General features: G+C 36.1%; 14 protein-coding genes and 1 pseudogene. 7 read left to right on the forward strand and 8 right to left on the reverse strand.

The genetic code is table 11. From position 1 onward, the window contains the following. Positions 1 to 129: 129 nt before the first annotated feature. The 8 genes and pseudogenes from GXM17_RS17680 to GXM17_RS17710 form a co-directional block, all read right to left on the reverse strand. A complete protein-coding gene (locus tag GXM17_RS17680; RefSeq protein ID WP_341872911.1) occupies positions 130 to 402 on the reverse strand; it encodes a type IIL restriction-modification enzyme MmeI in 273 nt (90 codons plus the stop codon). 36 nt (positions 403 to 438) lie between these two features. Next, a pseudogene (locus GXM17_RS17685) lies at positions 439 to 1,017 on the reverse strand (DNA methyltransferase); the annotation flags it as partial. Between the two features lie 82 nt (positions 1,018 to 1,099). Beyond that, complete coding sequence (locus GXM17_RS22020) at positions 1,100 to 1,819, reverse strand: type IIL restriction-modification enzyme MmeI (RefSeq protein WP_208796460.1); 720 nt, start codon at positions 1,817 to 1,819, stop codon at positions 1,100 to 1,102. 53 nt (positions 1,820 to 1,872) lie between these two features. Continuing rightward, a complete protein-coding gene (locus GXM17_RS21970) occupies positions 1,873 to 2,181 on the reverse strand; it encodes a type IIL restriction-modification enzyme MmeI (protein ID WP_341872913.1) in 309 nt (102 codons plus the stop codon). Positions 2,182 to 2,380: 199 nt separating this feature from the next. Further along, positions 2,381 to 5,254 carry an alpha-amylase family glycosyl hydrolase gene (locus GXM17_RS17695; RefSeq protein WP_163400757.1) on the reverse strand — a complete coding sequence of 958 codons (2,874 nt, stop codon included), beginning with the start codon at positions 5,252 to 5,254 and terminating at the stop codon, positions 2,381 to 2,383. 72 nt (positions 5,255 to 5,326) lie between these two features. Continuing rightward, on the reverse strand, positions 5,327 to 6,142 hold the full coding sequence (locus GXM17_RS17700) for a SusE domain-containing protein (RefSeq protein ID WP_163400759.1): 816 nt from the start codon (positions 6,140 to 6,142) through the stop codon (positions 5,327 to 5,329). A 27-nt stretch (positions 6,143 to 6,169) separates the two neighbouring features. Further along, positions 6,170 to 7,777, reverse strand: coding sequence for a RagB/SusD family nutrient uptake outer membrane protein (locus tag GXM17_RS17705; protein WP_163400761.1), 1,608 nt, complete (start codon positions 7,775 to 7,777; stop codon positions 6,170 to 6,172). Between the two features lie 36 nt (positions 7,778 to 7,813). After that, positions 7,814 to 10,789 (reverse strand): SusC/RagA family TonB-linked outer membrane protein, encoded by a 2,976-nt coding sequence (locus tag GXM17_RS17710; RefSeq protein WP_163400763.1) that lies wholly within the window; start codon positions 10,787 to 10,789, stop codon positions 7,814 to 7,816. Between the two features lie 239 nt (positions 10,790 to 11,028). Between GXM17_RS17710 and GXM17_RS17715 the strand changes: the two genes are divergently transcribed. From GXM17_RS17715 to GXM17_RS17745, 7 genes are all read left to right on the forward strand, one after another. Further along, positions 11,029 to 12,057, forward strand: a complete 1,029-nt coding sequence (locus GXM17_RS17715; protein ID WP_163400765.1) for a LacI family DNA-binding transcriptional regulator — start codon at positions 11,029 to 11,031, stop codon at positions 12,055 to 12,057. A 483-nt stretch (positions 12,058 to 12,540) separates the two neighbouring features. Continuing rightward, positions 12,541 to 13,896, forward strand: a complete 1,356-nt coding sequence (locus GXM17_RS17720; protein WP_163400767.1) for an MFS transporter — start codon at positions 12,541 to 12,543, stop codon at positions 13,894 to 13,896. 20 nt (positions 13,897 to 13,916) lie between these two features. Continuing rightward, positions 13,917 to 14,567, forward strand: coding sequence for a beta-phosphoglucomutase (gene pgmB / locus GXM17_RS17725; RefSeq protein WP_163400769.1), 651 nt, complete (start codon positions 13,917 to 13,919; stop codon positions 14,565 to 14,567). Between the two features lie 169 nt (positions 14,568 to 14,736). Then, positions 14,737 to 17,043, forward strand: a complete 2,307-nt coding sequence (locus GXM17_RS17730) for a glycoside hydrolase family 65 protein (protein WP_163400771.1) — start codon at positions 14,737 to 14,739, stop codon at positions 17,041 to 17,043. 322 nt (positions 17,044 to 17,365) lie between these two features. Further along, positions 17,366 to 19,480 carry a glycoside hydrolase family 97 protein gene (locus GXM17_RS17735; protein ID WP_163400772.1) on the forward strand — a complete coding sequence of 705 codons (2,115 nt, stop codon included), beginning with the start codon at positions 17,366 to 17,368 and terminating at the stop codon, positions 19,478 to 19,480. A 135-nt stretch (positions 19,481 to 19,615) separates the two neighbouring features. Continuing rightward, complete coding sequence (locus GXM17_RS17740) at positions 19,616 to 21,478, forward strand: glycoside hydrolase family 13 protein (RefSeq protein WP_163400774.1); 1,863 nt, start codon at positions 19,616 to 19,618, stop codon at positions 21,476 to 21,478. 291 nt (positions 21,479 to 21,769) lie between these two features. Then, positions 21,770 to 22,447 (forward strand): glycerophosphodiester phosphodiesterase, encoded by a 678-nt coding sequence (locus GXM17_RS17745; protein ID WP_163400776.1) that lies wholly within the window; start codon positions 21,770 to 21,772, stop codon positions 22,445 to 22,447. Positions 22,448 to 22,559 lie beyond the last annotated feature (112 nt).

Consider the following 22,559-nt stretch of genomic DNA (forward strand, 5'->3'; position numbering starts at 1 on the left):
TGGTTCGCAAAACAAATTTACTTAACCTCTGCTTTGTTTTTTTATGCTATCCCAACTAGCAACTTGAATTAATTATATCGAAAGTTTCATAATCTTCATAGTTTTCTTCTCTAAACCACAAACAATATCTTAAGTTCCTTTTAAGAATTCATCTGCACCAATAAATTTTCTAAGAAATTCCTTTGCATTAGGGATCGAAGATTTTACATTATTATATTCTTCTTCATTTAGAATCAAATTGCCTCCATCATTTGGCATACTCCCAAAATTCATTTCAGGTAGTTTTGAAATTGATTTTGTCTGAGGTGTAATAAATATGTTAGAACTATCTATTAAATAAGCATTAATGTTTTTAGCTGGTTTCGTTATGGATTCTGTAAAAATGTATTTTTCTGTAGTCATTACATTTCGAAGCGCCAAAATTATAACTGTAACTCCTGCATTTCCTTTAGCATTATTTACCCATTTAAAAGATTGATATGCAAAATCAATTTCTATTTTATCATTCAAAATTTGAGGCCACAATAAAGAAACTTGTTCTCCCTGACATACCGAATTTGTAGATACTAAACCTAATTTTGCATTAATGCTTTCTATAAACTTGGCACCCTTATAAAACTAAACAAATATATAATCTAAATTATTTGCTCCTTTTAGTGTTGGGAAATTTATTGCAATATCTTTTTTCTGTTCCTCGTCCTGAATTCTTGCTCCCAAATACGGAGGATTCCCAATAATATAAATTTCATCCCCTTCTTTTTTAGGGCATACATCTTCCCAATCGATACGAGCTGAATTTCCTGCAGTAATATTCCCTGCTTCTTTCAGTGGCAATAATGGTTTAGACTGCCCATAATCCAATAGTTCGTTTTCAAAAACCTGGTTCATTTGGTGTTCTGCCAGCCAAAGCGAAAGTATTGCCATTTCATGAGCAAAATCCTTGATTTCTATGCCATAAAACTGGTTTAAAGAAATCTCGGTAAAATAGATTTTGCTTTGCCCTCCTGCAAAATTCATTTTAGATTGCGACTCAGGAATAATCGTTTTTGGGGTGTCTCCGTTAAAACCAATTTTTGATTGTACGTTCGGTACAATAACACTACTGCCTGAATTCAAATCGATTATAAGTAATAATCAGGAAGTTTCCGCTTCCGCAAGCCGGATCAAAGAATTTAATTTTAGAAAGCCTTACTAAAAGTTTATCCAATGCTTTTGCATTGTTTTTGTTTTTTTCAAATTCATCATATAGTCCATCAAGAAATAAAGGTTTAATTAATTTAAGAATATTGACTACCGACGTATAATGCATTCCTAAGTTATTCCTTTCCTCCGGATCGGCTACCGCCTGAATCATTGATCCAAAAATATCTGGATTAATTTCTGACCAATCCAGTTCGCCCGAATCAATTAAAATTTGTCGGGCTTTTTTGGAAAACTTCGGACATTCAATATCATCCCGGAATAAACCACCATTTACATACGGAAAGCTGTCTAAATAATTAGGAAACTCTCCTTGTTCGGTGTTTAATTTTTTGAACAACAAAGACAGAAACTCTTTAACATCGGAGCCATCGTCTTGGGTATTATTTGCGAGGCTTTCAGTAAAAATGCTTTTGATAGTAAAAATACCGGTATCTTCAGCAAAAAAACAAAACAATAATCTTGATAAAAAGATATTGAGCTGATGACTTCCTTGTGCTATCCAGTCAGGATTATCAGCCACCAAAATATCATAAAGTTCGCCAAGTTTATAAGCAGCTTCACGGTCCAGTTTGTTGTCATTGCTTACCCGATAAATCTCTGCACCCGACAAAGGCAAAAAGAAATCGGTTTGGTCTGCAAGATTAGCAATCGTAAAATCTTTATTCGTTTTTAGCTTGGTGTCGGTTGCAAAAAATTATTAAAGTCAGTTACTACTATAAAACGCGGTTTTTGTCTGAGGATTTTGTCGTCTTTGGACAATTCATCTATAGTATCTAAAAGATTCCCTTCAGTTAATACTTTAAAAAAGATTTTCCCTTTATAAAAAAGTTCCCCTTCCGTTTTAGAAAGATTGTAATCGCCTTTTTTTAAACGGGCAATAGTGGTTTTGGATAAGCCAAAAGAGGAAAGAAAATCATAAATAAAAATTTTCTTTATCGATATTGTTGGATATGCTTTGTAAAAGTTGCTGAATCTCAGATTTTTTCATCTTTTTCGGTAAGGAGAATATTTTCAGTAAATATATAAAAGCTATCGGGATTAATAGTCAAATGGTATTTGTAAATCTAAACAGCAAGCATTTACCACTATGCTTTTAAAAGGTTTTAAGAAAACAACAAAAGGCTGTCCATACGCGGACAGCCTTTTAGCATTACTAACCTAATTAATCTACCAAATTTTATTTTTTAATGAATTTTGTTATCTGCATTTTGTTATTCACATCCAGTGCTTTTACAATATACAATCCCGGTTTTAAATCGCTTACGCCAAATTGAAAATCAGGATTTCCATTGGTTGTAAAACTTTTTACCAACTGACCTGTAACTGCGTAAATTTCAACTTTTGCAGCAGCAAAATTCAATGTAAAATAATTCGAAACAGGATTTGGATACAAACTCACTGAATTACCTTTTTCAAAATCTTCAATAGCCAGACTAGCTTGTTTGTTTCCGTAAATTCTGAATTCTCCCGCAGGAATACTCATTACAGCATTTACATCTGTAACATTTATCGTAGAATTGTCCATCAGATTGTACCATGTTCCCGGATATGAAAAACCGGTAGCCACATTTTGTGTTGTTACATTAAAGTTCGCTATAATCAAAACATCTTTAAGCTGAGCTGAATTTAAAGCGGCATTGGTAATTTTAATGTTCGGATATAAAGAACTTGTGTTTGCCAATGTTGCTGTTCCGGAAAATACGGGTTCAGCAATTTTCATAGTAATCATTTTAGCCCAGTCATTGTAAATTTTATTTCGCGAATTATTTCCGAGCCAGTTACCTGTCCATTGTGGCTGAGGTTTGGTGTCTAGTTTACAGTCTCCGCTAATGGTTGATGACTGATCGTTTACGGTTCCATTATTACATGTGAAGATTGAAGAATCCCAGCCTAAATCTCCAAAATGCCAGATCATTTTTGGACCCGGAACTAATAATGAAACAGCACCAATAGCCGACATTCTGGACAAAGCTGTGGGTAATGTCTTTACGTTGTGAGCAGCATTTGTCGAATTTCCGTATTGAATATTTTTATACATCAGGCGTTCTTCGTCATGGCTTTCTGCGTAACCTATTAAACGATGCGAAGTAAAACCGCGGCTTGAACTTGTCATTCTGGAAATATTGCCTGTGTAGCCCATAGACAACTCGTTATAAGCACTATTCATATTTCCCCACATCATGATTCCTTTGCTTGGCGATTCTGCAATTTTATAATTTGCCCATTGCTGCTCTTCCAGATCAGTTCCTAAATGTTCGAAAATGGTATAATGTGTAGGATCCAGACTCCATGAATAATCTGCGTATGATTTTAAAACATCAACCCTGTCCTGCTGATACCCATTCGTACACGTTTCATCTGAAGCAGTACAATTTTGGGTAAACCCTTTGGTTAAATCCCAACGCAAGCCGTCAATTTTGTATTCTTCAATCCATTGTCTGACAACACGTTTTACATAATTTTGAGTTCTAATGGACTGATGGTTGAAATCTTCCCCAACATTATAACTGTGTCTGGCAGTAGTATTAAAATACGGGTTTTCAGTAGTTGGTGATCCAAAACCGTCTCCGTCAGGATCGTTCATCCACATTCTGACCATCGGGTTTCTTCCGAAAGCGTGATTTAAAGCCACATCCAGAATAACTGCGATTCCGTTTTGATGACATAAATCGATAAGCTCTTTCAATTTATCCGAAGTTCCGTAGAATTTATCCAGAGCCATGTGAAAGGAAGTGTTATAGCCCCAGCTTTCATTGCCTTCAAATTCCATTACCGGCATTAATTGAATCGCATTTATTTTCAGGTTTTTAAAATAATCAATTCGGTCAATCAGGCTTTGATAATTTCTGTTGGCATCAAAATCACGAACCAAAACTTCATACACTACCAATTTATCCTTTTCAGGTTTAGTAAAATTGGTTACCTGCCAGTTGTATGGCGTTTGTCCGGTTTTTAAAACCGTAACTTCAAATTGCTGTCCTGATGGATAAACCGGCATATTTGGATAATTGGCAGCAGGAATCGAAGCATCATCATAAGGAGATAAAACCAGGGTAGAATAAGGGTCAGCCGTTTTTACTAATGAAGGTGAGTTGGCCAGTGGTGTAGCATCTCCAACCCAATATTGAAACGTATTATTTGCTCCCGAAACCAAACCGGATACTTCAAGCCAAAATTTTCCTGAAACTGGGTCTTTTTTCATGGCATACGCCGCTGAAGGCTGCCAATTATTAAAACTTCCGGCTACGTAAACAAAATCTTTTAAGGGTGCATCCAGAACTAAAGTCGCTTTTGTAGCATCGGCTGTGTTGTAATTGATTCCATCGACTAAACCAGCAGGCATAACTTCTGAAACGGTATTAGGATTTACAATAACCGAAAACTTTTTTGAAATGGTTGTTGCTCCCTGCGTTATCAGTAATTCATAACTCTGATTCGCAGTAATATTGGTATGATTGAAGGAATAACTTGTTGTACTTGCATTGGTATTAATCGTGTTTCCGTTTGATTTTAAAACATAATTCGCAACTCCATTTGTATTTGTGGCTGTAATATTAAAATTAGAACCCGATGCTAAAATGGCTGAACTGTTTTCTGCCGGTGTAGTAAGTGTAACCTGAAAAGTACCCACTTCGACCAGAATATCCTGTGATTTTTTATCTCCGGTTCCGTCTTTGGCTTTGACCAAAAAACCGATTCTGCCAATTCCGGTTGCATTGTAATACGTAGCAGGCGTAATGGTTTTGGTATAAGTATCTGTCCCGGCGTTATACGTAAACATACTGGCAGCACTTGAAGCGGTCCAGGAACCGTTATTTGGTGTTCCTTTTGCAGTAGTGTCATTGGTATCAAATGCCCATGCCCATAAATACAATTCGTGAGTTGCGGCCACGCCCCAGGCAGTCTCATTGATACTGCTTCCATTGATAGTAATTGTAATGGCGTTTGTTTCTTCAAAAGTAGCCGGACTTACAGAATAAGTAACATTTTGTTGCTGTGCAAAAATAACAGCCGACAACATCAGCAATATTGTTAGTAAAGTTTTTTTCATAAGATTGTGGTTAAATAGTCTGATTAAAAAAAGGCTATCTGCTGATAGCCTTTTGTATATCTACATTAGAAATTAGTCTAATGTTATAGTTTTTGCACCATTATCAATGGTCAGAACTCTTTCCCCTGTTGGTCCAGTATATTTAAAGTTACTGTCTCCATCTCCTGCATTTTCTAATTCAGAATCTATAGTGTATCCTAAACCTGAATAATAAGCATAGTTATGACTGGCATCCCAGTTACCATCGCTTGTAAAATTATTCCCTAAGAACTCTCTAAATGCTTCTCCACTTTTAAGAACGATAGTTACTTTATAAACATCCGTTTTACCAACTACTAGCGGAAATTCAGTTTCTGCATCGCCAGCCCATGTCCATCCTCCTGGAGTTGCAGCTCCAACTAACCAGTGAGAACTAGCTAACGGAACATGATATGGCGTAGCTGTAATAGTATAAATGTTAGAATATTGTGGAAGTCCGGAAGCTCCTACAGCAGATTTGATACGAATATCAACTTTATTTTCTTGCTTTTCAATAAAACCACCGTTAACTAATGCTGAGTTCAGTTCTGCTACGGTTAAAGCTTTGAACCTTTCAGTAGTGTTTGATACAACAATTGGTGTAGCAAAATTAGTTCCTTCTTTTGCAATTTCGATGGTATAGTTTACCACTGTCTGAGATCCTTCATATTTTGCATCATTCCAAACTACTGTTGTAGCAGTTTCATTTTCTGTTTCTTTAGAAAGAACAATACTAAAATCAGATTTTGGTGTTAATAATACCGGAGCATTTGCTGCTTCGATTACGGGTCTGTTTTCTACATCATCTGCATTACAAGAAACTGCTAATACACCAATGAATGCAATTAATACTTTATATATATTTTTCATTTTGTTTTATTTTTAGTTAGAGATTAGTTAGTAACCTGGATTTTGTTTTAATGTTGGATTTGCCTGAATATTTCTTGCAGGAATAGGCATTAAATCTCTGTACGATTCAGTTGCGCTACCGTTTACAGAACCACCTTTCCACTGCCATATTTTAGATCCTCCGGTAAATTTTCCAAAACGGATTAAATCAGTTCTTCTGTGACATTCCCAAAACAACTCTCTTCCTCTTTCATCCAAAATAAAATCAAGGGTTAGTTGTGGTGCTGTTATAGTCTGAGCTCCCGCTCTGGCTCTAATTTGGTTAATATATCCTAAAGCTGTACCAATATTTCCTGTTGATGCTCCTCTAAGCGTTGCTTCAGCGTACATTAAATAGGCATCTGTTAATCTGAACATTGGAAAATCGATATCTGGAATATCGTTTCTTTGTGCTGCGGTTCCATCAGAATTTATATTAATGTATTTTGTTACAGCATACCCATCTGTAAAAGTCCCAACATTTTTAATGTCTTTTGATTGTCCATCTGTATAGAATGTTCCTCTTTTATCTCCAGTTGCAGTTTCGTCTGGGAAAAGGTTCACAAACTCTCTGCGAGTTCTGATTCCCTGCCAGCCTCCGTCCATACCTCTGGATGCAGCATCCATGCTACCACCAATTGAAGCATGCATGATAAAACTCATTCCTCCACCTGTAGCTCTAATGGCATTACCATCACCGATTATAGGAAAGATAACTTCATTTTGAGCACCGTTTCTGTTATTATCCGCAGAAAATAAGTAACTATAAGGAACATCTGCAAAAGTGTAGCCTGAACCAGTAATAATTTCGCTGCATAATGTTGCTGCTTCATCATTTCTTGCAGTTCCGGTATATACTTTAGCATTTAAATAAAGCTGAGCTAATAAGAATTTAGCAGCTGTTTTGTCAACCCTTCCATATTCATTTGCTTTTGAAGCAACTAAACTATTGTCCAGGTCTTTTAATTCTGATTCAACAAAAGCAAAAACTTCTGCTCTTGATTTTTGCTCTGGATAAAAGAATCCAACTGGATCATTTTCTGTTGTAATTGGCACATTACCAAATAAATCCATTAAGTTGTAGTATGAAAAAGCTCTTAAGAAACGAGCTTCAGCTCTAAAAGTTGCAATTTCAGCTTTTAAACCTACATCAACTCCTCTTGCTGTTAACTTTTCATCAGTAGTTTGTCTTAAAAACTCATTAGCAACACTAATATGATAGAAAGCTCTGGAAAAAGTTCCTTCTAAAAATTCGTTTGCCGGAGACCAAGTTTGTGTATTCAAAGTTGGTAACGTTCCATCTGCCCAGGCAATAATTGCCTCGTCTGTTGTAAATTCCTGAGTTACAAAAAGCAATCTTAAGTAACTACTAAAATCTCCGCCAAGTCCAGCGATATCTGCACTACCATCTCCATCATTACCTCCTACATACAGTCCAGCATATAATTTTGCCAATACTTGTTTGTATGATGTGGGATCCTGAAAAAAAGTTTCAGATAAAAACTCATCATCATCTTTTGGCGTCACGTTTAAGTCGTCAGTACACGACGTAAGCGTCATACTTATTCCTAATATGAATAGGAAAAAATAAGATATATATTTAAATGATATTTTCATTTTGTTATTTTTTAAATTTTTGATTTCTATTCCTTATTAGAAGTTTGCATTCACACCAAACAAGAATGTTCTTGCTCTTGGATACACATTATTATCAATTCCATTGAATTTCTCAGGATCTAAACCATTATACTTTGTAAGGATAAATACATTTTGAACACCAGCTGTAAATCTTAATGAAGCTGCTTTGATCAACGATTTATCAAAAGTATAGCCAAGCGTAATATTATCAAGTTTAATAAAAGAAGCATCTTTTATAAAGTAGTCTGACAAATAACGTTGTGTACCATTATCTTCAAATGTAAAACCAGTATTATAGTAATCTGAACTTACATTAGATAAGTCTGTTTGTCTTCTTAAACCTGCATCAGAATATCCTAAGTTTGAACTTACGTTATCAAAAATGCGATTTCCTAAACTCGCTCTCCAGTTCATTGTAAAATCGAACTTTTTGTAGTTTAAAGTAGAAAACAATCCGAAAGTGTAATCTGGTGCAGTTTTATGAAATCTGTAACGATCTCCAGCATCAATTTTTCCATCTCCGTTTCTATCTACATAAGCACCGGCAATTGGTCTTTTGTTTGCATCATATAATTGTTCGTAAACAAAGAATGAGTTTGGAGCGTATCCAACAGAATTTATTTGAATTTTGTTTCCGTTACCTCCAGCAATATTGTCTCCAGTTAAATAACCTTGGAAACCTGGAACTGTAATTCCTAAATCAGCAATTTCTTGATGAATATAAGTAGTATTAAAAGCTACATTCCAGGTCAGATTATCTGTTTTAACAATATCAGAAGCAATACTAAACTCAACACCTTTTGTATCAACACTACCAATGTTAAAGAAACCTTGATTTCTAATATTAGCCCCATCAGGAACCGCAATATCAGCTAATAAATCTGTTGATTTTTTATTAAAATAGTTGATCGATCCAGTTATTCTGTCATTAAAGAAACCGTAGTCAATACCTACGTTTGTCTCTGCCAGTTCTTCCCATTTAATATCTTCATTATAACCTTCCGGTCTTGCTGTTGAATAAATCGTATTACCAAAAATATACTGAGAGTTGATTGTTCCAAGAGTTACTCTTCTTAAATAATCATACTGTGCAGAAATATCCTGTTGCCCGGTTGTACCATAACCAACTCTTAATTTTAAAGTAGAAATAGTAGCATTATCTTTTAAGAAAGCTTCCTCAGATAAATTCCAAGCAAAAGCAGCTCCTCCAAAATTACCCCATCTGTTATCTTCAGAGAAACGAGAAGTTCCGTCTCTTCTGTAGTTAAGTGTCAATAAATATCTGCTGTCATAACCTAAATTTAAACGACCGAAATAAGATTGAAGATTAATATCCGGATCTGTAATTACATCTTCATTAGGATTTGGCTGTCTAACTTCTCCCGACTGGTATTTCTCTTTTTGAAATAATTGGTAGTTATAACCTGCAGTTGCATCAATTTTAAATTTCCCTAAATCTTTAGTATAATTAAAATAAGCATTTAAGTTTTTGTTTTGAAGTGCATCTGTATAACTTGAATAGTTTCCTAGATTCACATAATCAGGTCCGTTAAAAGGTTTTGGCTGATATCCTAAAGCACTTTGCGTACTAACTTCTGTATATCCGCTACTATCAAATCTATCAATACCTGCTTCAACAACAGCTCTCAAATCTTCGAAGAAATGGAATTTATAATCCAGTCTCACATTTCCCCATTTTCTTGTAGAAGTCGCTCTTCTTTCGTCTTGATTTAATCTTGCTACAGGGTTTCTTGCTGGCAACAATGGTAAGTTTCCGGTAGGCTCTAACCATTCAAAATACCCTCCGTAACGAGATCCTGGCTGATATACCGGCTGCGTTGGATCAAATCCAATTGCGCTTCCAATCACTGCTCCTTCATCCTGAAATTGATTTTTCCCAAAAGATAAATTTCCGCTAATATCAATCTTTAAATGATTGTCAAATAAAACAGGATTTAACGATAACGATGTTGTAGTTCTCTCAAAAGAAGTGTTTCTTAGGATCCCGGGATTATCAACATTTCCAACAGATAAACGAACTGGTAGTTTATTGAATAAAGCACCACTTACAGAAATATTATTGTTTGTTGTTAAAGCTGTATGAAAGATTTCGTCTTGCCAGTTCGTGTTTGCATTACCCAATAAAGCTTGTTGGGCAGGAGTACCTTTTGTATTAACCAACTCACGGAATTGATCTGCACTCATCACATCAACAGTATTAGAAACAGTATTAATACCAACCTGAGAGCTAAAGTTCACTTTAACACCACCCTTTGTTCCTTTTTTAGTGGTAATAACGATTACACCATTTGCAGCACGAGATCCGTAGATTGCAGCAGCAGAGGCATCTTTTAAAACTGTAAAAGACTCAATATCATTTGGATCAATTGTAGATAAAATGCTAGTCGCTCCACTTGGTACTGCATTGCTTAAAGGTAATCCGTCCAAAACGATCAAAGGTTCATTTGATGCATTTAACGAAGATCCTCCACGAATTCTAATATCCGCTTTTGCACCTGGCGCTCCTCCTCCTGTTACATTAACACCCGAAATCCGGCCTGTTAACAGATTTTCCGGAGTTACATTTAATCCTTTATTAAATTCTTTTGAAGATAAAACTGCTACTGAACCCGTCGCATCCTTTTTCTTAACAGTTCCGTAACCTACCTGCACAACTACCTCTTTAAGTTGATTGGTATCTTCTTCTAATGAAATGTTGAGTGTTTTTTGTCCGTTATAGTCAACGGTTGCTGTTTTGTATCCTATAAAAGAAATTAGAATTTTATTGCCGGCTTTTACATTAGATAATTCAAAATTACCGTCAAAGCCGGTAGATGTTCCTCCGGGAGCACCTTGTACATTTACATTTACCCCCGGGATTGGCTGTCCCGTCGCTTTATCGACAACTGTACCTTTTAAAGTGCCCTGAGCAAGCATCATAAACGGAAACAGCAGGAATAAAAATAACAACTTTTGAGAAATTGTTTTCATACTTTTTGTTTAAATTAGTTTGAGTTAGTGATTGTTTAGTTAAGCTTTTAATTTTACTTCGAGTTTCAAAGATTAATAAATAATTAACATGCTCGACATCATGCGTTTCTGAAAAGTTTACGAAAACGTGGTAGTGTTGAAAAGTTTATGAATTATTTTCATTTTTTAGAAGTAAAATTATGATTTATTAAAATTTACAATACCTTTATTATTAATAACATTTTTTCGAAATTAGCACCATGAAACGAAAAGTAACCCTGAAACAGATTGCAAAAGAGCTGGATGTATCAATTTCAACGGTTTCAAAATCATTGCGGAACAGTTCTGAAATTGGTGAAGAAACCCGATTGAAAGTCCAGGCTTTTGCAAAGTTTTACAACTATAAACCCAACAACATCGCCCTTAGTTTAAAAAACCGGAAAACGAAAAGTATTGGTATTATTATTCCTGAAATTGTACATTATTTTTTCTCTACTGTTATAAACGGAATTGAACAGATTGCTAACGAACATGGGTATAGCGTAGTCATTTGTTTATCGGATGATTCATTTGACAAAGAAGTTTTAAATATGGAAATGCTGGCAAACGGAAGCATCGATGGTTTCATCATGTCGCTTTCTAAAGAGACTCAGTTCAAAGGGGATTTTCACCATATCACAGAAGTCATCAATCAGGGAATGCCGGTAGTCATGTTTGATAGGGTAACCAATGATATATTATGTGATAAAGTAATCATTGACGATAAGGCTGCAGCTTATGAAGCGGTTCAGAGTCTGATTGACAGCGGAAGAAAAAAAATAGCGCTTGTTACTACTGTTGATTATGTAAGCGTTGGAAAACTCAGAACCGATGGATACGAAAAAGCATTATTAGACAACGGACTGCCCTTCAACGAAGAGTTAATCATAAAAATTGAAGACGTTGATACCTGCGAAATTACCATCAGCCAGCTTTTGCACGAAAGGGCTTTTGATGCTGTTTTTGCCGTTAATGAGCTTTTTGCGGTAACTATTATCAAAACAGCCAATAAAATGGGATTGAAAGTTCCGGAAGATTTAGCTGTTATAGCCTTTACTGACGGAATTATTTCGAAATATTCAACACCGAGTATTACAACTGTAAGTCAGAGTGGAGAAAAAATGGGCAATAAAGCGGCCAAAATGCTTATAGAAAGACTGGAAGCTGAACATGATGATGAAGAGGAAAATGAAAATTACACCACCGAGGTGATTGAAACGCATCTTATAAAAAGAGAATCTACAGATTAACCCGTTGGCTGAAATTATTTTTTTTCCAATTCTATTGCATCAGCTTAGATATAAATCTTTCTAAATCTGCTTTAATCTGTGTAAATCTGCGTGAAAAATTAATAAGCAAAAGTATTTCACGCAGATTTTAAAGGATTTTGCAGATCAAAATAGATTTAATCCTTGAATGAAGCTATTTTATTTCACCCACAAGTTACAGATTAATTTTATAATCATAAAAATCAAAAGTGATAAAGCTGTTTAAATCTGAATTTAGATTTTTACTTTATCACTTTATATTTTAGTAGTACTTTTTTCTTATTTAATTCATTACTACAACCTTGTAGTAAAAAATGTTTGCTCTTATTTGCCTTTATAAAACCAAAAACTGAAATATATTTATATATTTACAGCCCAGTTCAAAGCTTTTACTTTTACTTCGAAAATAAATAGTAAGTTTTGATAAGCAAAGCGCTTATCGTATAATTTTTACAAATTGCGATAATGGAAAAGCGTAAATTAAGTTTCTGGGAAATCTGGAACATGAGTTTCGGTTTCTTAGGAATCCAAATGGGATTTGCACTTCAAAATGCAAATGCCAGCAGAATTCTACAAATTTTTGGTGCCGACGTACATGAGCTTTCATGGTTTTGGATTATTGCTCCCTTAATGGGATTGATAGTGCAGCCCGTTATTGGTCATTACAGTGACAGGACCTGGGGAAGATTCGGCAGACGAAAACCTTTCTTTTTAGTAGGGGCAATTTTAGCTTCGGTTGGATTAATTTTAATGCCACAGGCTAATATTTTCATTTCAGTATTGCCCGCTTTATGGGTTGGATCCGGAATGTTAATGATCATGGATGCTTCTTTTAATATTGCTATGGAGCCATTTCGTGCACTGGTTGGAGATAATTTAAGAACAGATCAGCGTACTGCAGGATTCAGTATTCAAACCTCACTTATTGGTTTTGGAGCTGTAATTGGTTCAGCCTTACCTTATGTTTTAACAAAATGGTTCGATGTACCAAATAATACAATTCCGGGAAGTGTTCCTTTAAATCTGACTTTGTCCTTCGTAATTGGGGCTGCAGTTTTAATCGGTTCTATTTTGGTAACATTATTTACTACTAAAGAATACTCGCCTGAAGAACTGGCTAAATTTGAAGATCCGCAAAATGACGAGATTTTTAATGCTGAAGAAAAATCAAAAATCGCAGACATTTTTACCGATTTTGCAAAAATGCCAGAAACAATGCGTCAGCTTAGCTGGGTGCAGTTTTTCTCCTGGTTCGGATTATTCGGCATGTGGGTTTTTACCACCCCTGCCATTGCACATCATATTTATAAATTACCGCTTAGCGACACTTCCAGCCAGCAATATCAAAATGCTGGTGACTGGGTCGGAATCTTATTTGGTGTTTACAACTTTGTTTCTGCCATTGTAGCATTGTTTTTCCTACCCTATATCGCTAAAAAAATCGGAAGAAAAGCTACCCATTCGGTTTCTTTGATTATAGGAGGAATTGGTTTGATAACCATTTATTTCATGCCAAATGAAGACTGGGTTGTTTTACCCATGATTTTAATAGGTATCGCCTGGGCAAGTATTCTGGCTATGCCTTATGCCATTCTTGCCGGTTCTATTACGCCTAAAAAAATGGGTGTTTACATGGGGATTTTTAACTTTTTTGTAGTTATTCCGCAAATTGTAAATGCTTTGATTGGCGGTCCAATTGTAAAATATCTTTATGATGGCGAAGCAATTTATGCCTTAATCACAAGCGGTGTAAGTTTCTTAATCGCTGCTCTATTGGTCTACAAAGTCAAAGACGTAGACGACACTATTCTAAAATCATAAATTAAGAATTCTCCTTTTTAATGAAAAAAGCATTCATCTTCGATCTTGACGGAGTCATTGTCGATACCGCCAAATATCACTTTTTGGCCTGGCAAAAAATCGCGCAGGCATTACATATAAATTTTACGCAGGAGCACAACGAACTTTTAAAGGGTGTAAGCCGTGTTCGTTCTTTGGATATCATTTTAGAATTAGGCAATGTTGAAGCTTCTCAGGAAGACAAAGACAAATGGCTGATTCAAAAAAATGAAGATTATTTGTCTTATTTAGTTGATATGGACGAAAGCGAAATTCTTCCGGGAGTTTTTAAAATTCTGCAATTATTAAAAGATAAAAATCAGGGAATTGCATTGGGTTCTGCCAGTAAAAATGCAAGACCCATTCTGGAAAAAACAGGGATTCTGTCTTACTTCGACGCTATTGTTGACGGAAACGACGTCAGTAAAGCAAAACCAGACCCCGAAGTTTTCCTGAAAGCGGCTCAATTGCTACATATTGATCCCAAAAATGCAATCGTATTTGAAGATTCTGTTGCCGGAATTCAGGCAGCAAATAGCGCAGAAATGGTAAGTATAGGGATTGGTGAGAAAACAATTCTGCATGAAGCAGATTACATTTTTAATGATTTTACTTTCGTGGATGAAAACTTTATCGACAAGTTAATCAATTAGATAATGTGCCAATTTGATAATTAGAAAATGGATAATTATCAAATTAAATATCCTAATAAATCTTTAAAAATCATCAATCAAACAGTAAAAACAATCAGCAATTAGAAATAGCCAGAAAAAAGTAATTATCAAATTGGCACATTATCTAATTCTCTAATTAAAAAAACAAATGAATCAGGATTATATAAAACCAGACAACTGGTCCATCATAGAAGAAGGGTTTGATGCCGAAAGTGTCAAATCTTCCGAAAGTCTTTTCAGCCTTGGGAACGGCGCTATGGGACAGCGGGCCAATTTTGAAGAAACGTACTCCGGCGAGACCTTTCAGGGAAGTTACATTGCCGGAATTTATTATCCGGATAAAACCAAAGTGGGCTGGTGGAAAAACGGCTACCCGAAATATTTTGCCAAAGTCTTAAACGCGCCTAACTGGATTGGAATTAATATCGAAATCAATGAAGAAAACCTCGATTTGAATACATGTGATGAGGTTCGGAATTTTCGCAGGGAGCTGAATATGAAAGAAGGATGGTACAATCGTTCTTTTGAAGCAGTTCTAAGAAACGGAACTGAAATCGCTGTGAATGTACGTCGTTTTCTTTCTTTAGACCTGGATGAAGCGGGTATCATCAAATACGATATTACGCCTTTAAATAAAGATGCCAAAATTGTTTACAAGCCTTATATTGATGCAGGTGTAACCAACGAAGATGCTAACTGGGACGAAAAATTCTGGGAACCCTTAGAAGTAAAAAAATCAAACGGTGAAGCTTTTGTAACGGCACAAACATTTAAAACGCATTTTAAAGTGACGACTTTTATGCATAACACGATTTTGGCCAACGGAGAAAACATCCATATTTCGCCTTCTGCAATTGATTCGACTATAGATAAAGTAAAATATACTTACGGAACCATTATTGCCAAAGGCCAAACCTCATCCATTCAGAAAATAGGTGGTTATACGGTTTCTTTAAATCACGAAAATACTTTGGCTGCAGCCGAAAAATGTATCAAAACAGCCGTTTCTTTAGGATATGATACTTTGCTTCAAAACCAAATAGACGCCTGGGCAAAAATCTGGGAAATGTCCGATATTACTATTGAAGGCGATGTTAAGGCACAACAGGGAATACGTTTCAACATTTTCCAGTTAAACCAAACCTATTCCGGAAAAGACAGCCGGTTAAATATTGGACCAAAAGGTTTTACCGGAGAAAAATACGGCGGATCAACGTACTGGGACACTGAGGCGTATTGCATTCCGTTTTATATGGCTACGAAAGATCAGGAAGTTGCCCGAAATTTATTGACCTACCGTTACAATCAACTGGATAAAGCGATTGAAAACGCAAAAGACAATTTAGGTTTCAAAAACGGTGCAGCTTTATATCCGATGGTTACCATGAACGGTGAAGAATGCCATAACGAATGGGAAATCACACATGAAGAAATCCACAGAAACGGAGCGATTGCTTTTGCGATTTACAATTATTACCGCTATACCGGAGATTACTCATATATTCCTGAAAAAGGACTGGAAGTGTTAATCGGAATTGCACGTTTCTGGCATCAAAGAGCTTCTTTTTCTAAAGACAAAAACCAATATGTAATTTTGGGTGTTACGGGTCCAAACGAGTACGAGAACAACATCAACAATAATTTCTACACCAATTTTATTGCAAAATGGTGTATTGATTTTGCTTCTGAACAAATCGAAAAAGTAGCTGCAGAATATCCGGCAGATCACAAACGTATTATAGAGAAAACAAATCTTGAAGATTCTGAAATCTCAGAATGGAAAAAAGTAGCTGATAACATTTACTTCCCGAAATCGGAGGAATTAGGGATTTATTTGCAGCAGGATGGTTTCTTAGACAAAGAATTAGTTCCGGTAAAAGATTTAGATAAATCACAGCGTCCGATTAACCAAAAATGGTCCTGGGATCGTGTGTTGCGTTCGCCATACATTAAACAAGCCGATGTTTTACAAGGTTTCTATTTCTTCGAAGATCATTTTTCGAAAGAAGAATTAAAACGAAATTTCGAGTTTTATGAATCGTTTACTGTGCATGAAAGTTCTCTTTCGCCTTGCGTACACTCAATTCAGGCCGCAGCATTAGATAAAATGGACATGGCATATACCTTTTATTTAAGAACTTCCCGTCTGGATTTGGATGATTATAATAAAGAAGTCGAGGAAGGCTGTCATATCACGTCAATGGCGGGGACATGGATGAGTATTGTGGAAGGCTTTGGCGGAATGCGTGTGAAAAATGACCAGCTTCATTTTTCACCAAAAATTCCAAAAGAATGGAAAGGGTATTCGTTTAAAATTAATTTCAGGCATCAGATTCTAAAAGTTGCAGTAAGCCATACCGAAAGTACTTTTACTGTTGACGGCGATCATGATTTAACGATTATCGTGAACGGAAAACCGGTAATTGCAAGCAAGCAACTCACTAAAATTCATTAAATTACAATCTTTAAAAACTAAAAACAACTTAAACTGATTTGACAATCTTATCATTTCGACGATAGGAGACCCGAGCGACAGCGAACAGTCGAAGCAAATCGCACGAGGAATTCCATCCAGAGCATCGCCAATCTTTGTCGATTTTCTAGTGTGATTTCTCCCTCCGGTCGAAATGACAAAAAAAGAAAATGTTACTTCTAAAAGAAACGCATACAACATTTAAAACAATAAAATATGAAATGAGCATGATTAAAGTTGGTCGAATATCCACTGAATATATGCGAATTACATATGACCTTTAAAAATCAATAAATACCATCATATGAAAAACTTATTTTTCGCAGGTTTAGTCTTGTTTGCTTTCAGCACGATAGCGAATGCACAGCAATTAAAATCGCCCGAAGGAAAGTTCGTAATGGAGTTTTCGCTTCAGAACGACGGAACTCCGGTTTACAATTTAAAATACAAAAACAAAGAAGTTGTAAAAACCAGTAAATTAGGTCTTGAACTAAAAGATGATAAAAAATCTTTGTTGAATGACTTTACAATTGCTGACACTAAAACCTCAACTTTTGACGAAACATGGAAACCGGTATGGGGAGAAGTTGACAACATCAGAAATCATTATAACGAACTGGCGGTAACTTTAAACCAAAAAAGCACCGACAGACAGATTATAATTCGTTTCCGTTTGTTTGATGACGGACTTGGATTCAGATATGAATTCCCGGCGCAGAAGAACCTTACTTATTTTATTATTAAAGAAGAGAGAACTCAGTTTGCCATGGCGGGCGACCACACCGCTTTCTGGATTCCGGGAGATTATGATACTCAGGAATACGATTATACCAAATCGAAATTATCAGAAATCAGAGGTTTATCTGAAAAAGCATATACTGCAAACGTTTCTCAAAAGAACTTTTCTCCAACAGGAGTTCAGACTTCTTTGATGTTAAAAACGGCTGACGGAATCTACATTAACTTACATGAAGCGGCTTTGATTAATTATTCTTGTATGCATTTGAATTTAGACGATAAAAACATGATTTTCGAATCGTGGTTAACTCCGGATGCAAAAGGTGATAAAGGGTATATGCAGGCGCCAAGCCACTCGCCATGGAGAACGATTATGGTGAGCGATGATGCAAGAGAAATCCTTTCATCAAAAATGACTTTAAACTTAAACGATCCATCAAAAATTGACGATACTTCATGGATTAAACCGGTTAAATATGTGGGTGTCTGGTGGGAAATGATTACCGGAAAAAGTTCCTGGTCTTATACAAACGATTATCCAACAGTTCAATTGGGTGTTTCTGATTTCGCGAAAGCTAAACCAAACGGAACACACGGAGCAACTAATGCTAACGTAAAAAAATACATTGACTTTGCTGCGCAGCACGGTTTCGACGCTGTTTTGGTCGAAGGCTGGAACGAAGGCTGGGAAGACTGGTTCGGGCATTCAAAAGATTATGTTTTTGATTTCCTGACACCTTACCCGGATTTTGATGTAAAAGGGCTTCACGAATATGCCAAATCTAAAGGTGTAAAAATCATCATGCACCACGAAACTTCAGGATCTGTTCGCAACTACGAGCGCCACATGGATGCTGCTTATAAGTTCATGAACGATAACGGATACGATGCCGTAAAAAGCGGTTACGTAGGCGATATTTTGCCAAGAGGCGAAAACCACTACAGCCAATGGATTGTAAACCACTACCAATATGCAGTCGAAAAAGCAGCTGATTATAAAATTATGGTGAACGCTCACGAAGCCATTCGCCCTACAGGAATCTGCAGAACATATCCAAACTTAATTGGAAATGAAGCAGCAAGAGGAACAGAATACCAGGCTTTTGGAGGTTCTAAACCAAATCACGTTACGGTATTGCCATTTACACGCTTAATCGGCGGTCCAATGGATTATACGCCTGGAATCTTCGAAATGGATATCAGCAAACTGAACCCAGATAACAAATCGCATGTAAACAGCACTTTGGCAAATCAATTGGCTTTGTACGTAACCATGTACAGTCCGTTGCAAATGGCAGCTGATACACCGGAGAATTACAACCGTTTTCCGGATGCGTTCCAGTTCATAAAAGATGTGGCTATAGACTGGTCAGAAAGTAAATACATTGAGGCTGAGCCTGGAGATTTTGTTACGGTTGCCCGTAAAGCAAAAGGAACAAACAACTGGTTTGTTGGAAATGTAAACGGAGAAACGCCACGTACATCAACCATCGATTTCAGTTTCCTTGAAAAAGGTAAAAAGTACACCGCAACAATTTATGCTGATGCAAAAGAGGCGCATTACAAAACAAATCCGCAGGCTTATACCATCAGGAAAATTGCTGTAACCAATAAATCAAAACTATCACAGTTATCAGCTCCGGGTGGAGGTTATGCGATAAGCATTATTGAAAACAAATAATTTTAAAGAACGTAATTTCCCCCAGAATTACTTGTCTTTTTTAGCAACATCTTTTTGTCACATCGAGCGGAGTCGAGATGCCGCAAAGGTTCTCGACTCCGCTCGAACTGACAATGAGGATAATTTTTTACAACTATGAAAAAGCCAAAAACATCACTTATTTGTAAATTAACCTTTTGGGTCTTGTTGTTTTCCGCTTCCGCGAAAGCGCAAATCCAAAAAACAGAACCACCTTTCTGGTACGCCGGAATGAAAAATCCGGAGCTGCAGATCATGTTCTACGGAAAAAACATTTCACAATACGAAGCTTCGGTTTCAAATAATGTGGTGATAAAAAATGTAGAGAAGACTGAAAACCCAAACTACCTCTTTGTAACCATCGATACGAAAGACGTAAAAGCTTCTGAATTGGTTTTCTCTTTTAAGATTAAAAACAAAGTCGCTTTTACACAAAAATATGCACTTAAGGAAAGAAGAGCAAATTCTGCTGACCGAAAAAGTTATGACTCGTCAGACCTGATTTATTTGATTATGCCGGATCGTTTTGCTAATGAAAACCCGAAAAATGACAGCAATGCTTCTTTAACTGAAAAATCAAATCGCCAGGATCCAGGCGGACGCCACGGTGGAGATGTTGAAGGAATCATTAAAAACTTAGATTATATTTCTTCTTTGGGAGCAACAACCATTTGGAATACGCCATTATGCGAAGACAACGAAAAACAGCATTCGTACCACACTTATGCACAAACAGATGTTTATCGAATTGATCCTCGTTACGGAACCAATGAAGACTATGCCCGTTTATCAGCAGAATTGCACAAAAGAGATATGAAACTGGTTATGGATTATGTTACCAATCACTGGGGAATTTCGCACTGGATGGTCAAAGATTTACCAACAAAATCGTGGATTAACCAATTTGAAAATTACACACAAACACACCACAGACGGGAAGTAATCACAGATATTCACGCTTCAGAATCAGATCAGGAAGTTTGTATCGATGGCTGGTTTGTACCTTCTATGCCGGACTTGAATTTAAGAAATCCGCTTGTTGCAAAATACCTGACTCAAAACGCCATCTGGTGGATTGAATTTGCCAATTTAGATGGATTTAGAGTCGATACTTATAATTATTCAGATAAAACCGCGATGGCAAACTGGGCAAAATCGGTTACAAATGAGTATCCGAATTTTAATATTGTGGGCGAAATCTGGATGAACAATCAGGCAAATTTAGCTTTTTGGCAAAAAGACAGTAAAATTGGCGCCATTGAAAATTATAATTCAAACCTTCCAAGTGTAATGGATTTTACACTTCAAAGTCAGATTGGCTCTGTTTTCAACGAAAATGAGCCAGGCTGGGACAACGGATTGATTAAACTCTACAATAATTTTGCAATGGATTTTTTATATCCAAATACTAATAACATTTTGGTTTTTGCCGAAAATCACGACACAGACCGTATGAATCATACTTTTAAATATGATTTAGCGAAATACAAACTGGCTATGACGTTACTGGCAACCGTTCGGGGAATTCCTCAGATTTATTATGGTTCCGAAATTGGAATGGGCGGTGATAAAGCCAAAGGCGGTGACGCTGATATTCGTCAGGATTTCCCGGGCGGTTGGGCAGGCGACAAAAACAATGCTTTCACGGCAGCAGGAAGAACGGCTGAGCAGGCTGCTTATTTTGATTTTAGTTCAAAATTATTCAACTGGAGAAAATCAAACGAAGCGGTTCATTCCGGAAAAATGACACATTATATTCCGGAGAACAATACCTATGTGTATTTCAGATTTACAGACGCTAAAACGGTTATGGTAGTTTTTAATAACAATGCAAAAGAGCAAATTGTAAAAACTAATCGTTTCAAAGAAAACATCAAAAACTACAAATCAGGAAAAGATGTTATTACAGGAAAAACATTCGATTTAGCTTCTGAGATTACTTTGGAGCCAAAATCAGCTCTGGTTTTAGAATTGGAATAATTTTTTTCTACCACAACCCGAGCGATAGCGAACAGGCGAAGCAATTCACGAATTATTTTCTTTGATAATCTCTGAGTATAAAATTTTAGTTCTCTCGCAGATTTTGGAGATTCAGCAGATTTATTTTTTAATTATCTGCTTGATCTGCCAAATCTGCGAGAGACTTATTCTTTTTTACGCCCCATTCTCATTTTTTTGACAATAATTGATAATAAAAATTCGTGAATTGGTGGCTATTATTTTTCCTCTGCAACTTTGTACCTTTGCAACTCTGAACCTTATTCAAAAAAAATGCTAAAAATAGCTCACAGAGGTGCAAAAGCATACGAACCTGAAAATACATTGCAAGCTTTCCAAAAAGCATTAGACCTAAATTCAGACGGAATCGAACTCGACGTTCACCTAAGTGCTGACGGACATATAATCGTAATGCACGATGAGACTATTGATAAAATGACCAATGGAAAGGGTGAAATCAATACCTATACTTTAGCCGAATTAAAGTCATTTTTAATCGCTGATGAACTTCAAATTCCAACTCTAAATGAGGTTTTTGATTTAGTAGACAAAAAATGTTTCATCAATATCGAATTAAAAAGTAGAGATGCACTGCAGTGCGTCTCTGCCTTGATTGAAAAATATATCACAGAAAAAGGCTGGAATTATGACCATTTTATCATTTCAAGTTTTGACTGGAACGCTTTAAAAGAAGTTCAAAACCTAAATCCAAATATCCCGATTGGAGTTTTAACAGAAGAAGATATAGATACCGCTTTGGCTTTCGCCGAATCGATAAAAGCAAAAGCTATTCATCCTGATTTTCAGTTACTGAATAAGAAAAAGGTTCACCAAATTCAGGAAAAAGGATTTTTAGTTTTCCCCTGGACGGTAAATTCAGAAGAAGATATTCAAAAAGTAAAAAGTTATAAAGTAAACGGAATTATCTCTGATAATCCGGACAAAATATAAAGTTTAAAAATAGCCACAGATTAAAAGTTTTTTTTGCCACAAATTGCACAAATTTTCACAAATTAAATGCAAAAATCAATTTGTGAAAATTTGTGTAATTTGTGGTTAAATA

The organism is Flavobacterium fluviatile (assembly GCF_010645065.1).
Lineage (GTDB): Bacteria > Bacteroidota > Bacteroidia > Flavobacteriales > Flavobacteriaceae > Flavobacterium > Flavobacterium fluviatile.

Coding starts and splice junctions, on each gene's coding strand:
- GXM17_RS17680 (WP_341872911.1), bottom strand. CDS start 402: ATGACTACAGAAAAATACATTTTTACAGAATCCATAACGAAACCAGCT.
- GXM17_RS17695 (WP_163400757.1), bottom strand. CDS start 5,254: ATGAAAAAAACTTTACTAACAATATTGCTGATGTTGTCGGCTGTTATT.
- GXM17_RS17700 (WP_163400759.1), bottom strand. CDS start 6,142: ATGAAAAATATATATAAAGTATTAATTGCATTCATTGGTGTATTAGCA.
- GXM17_RS17705 (WP_163400761.1), bottom strand. CDS start 7,777: ATGAAAATATCATTTAAATATATATCTTATTTTTTCCTATTCATATTA.
- GXM17_RS17710 (WP_163400763.1), bottom strand. CDS start 10,789: ATGAAAACAATTTCTCAAAAGTTGTTATTTTTATTCCTGCTGTTTCCG.
- GXM17_RS17715 (WP_163400765.1), top strand. CDS start 11,029: ATGAAACGAAAAGTAACCCTGAAACAGATTGCAAAAGAGCTGGATGTA.
- GXM17_RS17720 (WP_163400767.1), top strand. CDS start 12,541: ATGGAAAAGCGTAAATTAAGTTTCTGGGAAATCTGGAACATGAGTTTC.
- pgmB (WP_163400769.1), top strand. CDS start 13,917: ATGAAAAAAGCATTCATCTTCGATCTTGACGGAGTCATTGTCGATACC.
- GXM17_RS17730 (WP_163400771.1), top strand. CDS start 14,737: ATGAATCAGGATTATATAAAACCAGACAACTGGTCCATCATAGAAGAA.
- GXM17_RS17735 (WP_163400772.1), top strand. CDS start 17,366: ATGAAAAACTTATTTTTCGCAGGTTTAGTCTTGTTTGCTTTCAGCACG.
- GXM17_RS17740 (WP_163400774.1), top strand. CDS start 19,616: ATGAAAAAGCCAAAAACATCACTTATTTGTAAATTAACCTTTTGGGTC.
- GXM17_RS17745 (WP_163400776.1), top strand. CDS start 21,770: ATGCTAAAAATAGCTCACAGAGGTGCAAAAGCATACGAACCTGAAAAT.